The organism is Chitinophaga costaii, from assembly GCF_900094705.1.
Taxonomy (GTDB): domain Bacteria; phylum Bacteroidota; class Bacteroidia; order Chitinophagales; family Chitinophagaceae; genus Chitinophaga; species Chitinophaga costaii.
In genome coordinates this window covers 1-1052 of the sequence record NZ_FMAR01000056.1, presented here as the reverse complement: position 1 = coordinate 1052, position 1052 = coordinate 1, and the positions used below count along the sequence as shown (strand labels likewise).

The window sequence follows — 1052 nt, the reverse complement described above, 5'->3', positions numbered from 1 at the left end:
ACTTCCCGGATATTGCCCAGGTGGTCCTTTAAGAAATAGTCAAAGACATATTGGGGGGCCTGGCCAGTTTTCAACACCAGGCGTACCCGGCCTTCATCGTGGGGGATAAACTGAAGGGTGTCATTTTGGTACACGATGCCACTGATATAATCGGTGGTGGTTATTTTGGCAGGACTGACGGTATTATCCGTTACTATTTTCCTCAATTTATCACCGGATGCACTATACACAAATTGTACAGTTCCTTTGCCGGTAATAGTCACTAGCTGGGGCAGGTTCAGGTGATTATAGACAATGGTACTGATGGCCTTATTCTGGTCTGTTACCAGGTTGCCGTTGCCGTCATAGGTATAATCTGCAGTACCTGTTTGGTTACTGGTTTTATTTGCGGCCGGCTCATGGAAATCACCCAGTGTACTTGTTGGATCGGATATGCCGTCCCATACATATTGCAACTTATTGGTACTATCAATGGATTTGTAATGCAACTGGTCTACCGCCGTAATTTGCCCTGCCTTCAAACCATTTTGATTCATGGAAAGGATATTGCCATTTCCATCGTAAGAAAGGCTGCTCACGGTAAAATCCACTTTATCGTTGGTATAGTCTGTGCTGCCGTCGTTCTGCTGCCTGAAGTCGGCGCTGGTAAGGCGGCTGGCCGCATCATAGCCATATCCGTATGCCCTTGCAATGGGCGCATTAAAACCTTTCCAGGTTACGCCGGAGATGTTGCCATTATACTGGGGGTTTGTAAAACCGGTGTTATAATTAATCTTTTCACCGAAGTGATTTACCTCCGTATTGCTGCCGGCTACGTAATCTTTGTTGATGGCACTTAACCAGCCTTTTATGTTGTATTCTTGATTAACGGCTTCCAGGTTGTTGTCCAGCACTTTCTTTTTCAATCTTCCCAACTCATCGTAAGTATTTTGGGCTATTACCCGTAGGGTGCCACCATTTATCTGTTTGCTAACTTTTATTACGCGATCGTTTGCATCATAGGCTTGGATAGTCAATATTTGTTCATCCGGTGCAATGCCGCTTTGTAGGTT

1 pseudogene is annotated in these 1052 nt (G+C 45.2%); it reads right to left on the bottom strand.

The annotated features are described in order from the left end of the window. Positions 1–1052: pseudogene (locus GA0116948_RS21375) on the bottom strand (DUF6443 domain-containing protein); the annotation flags it as partial.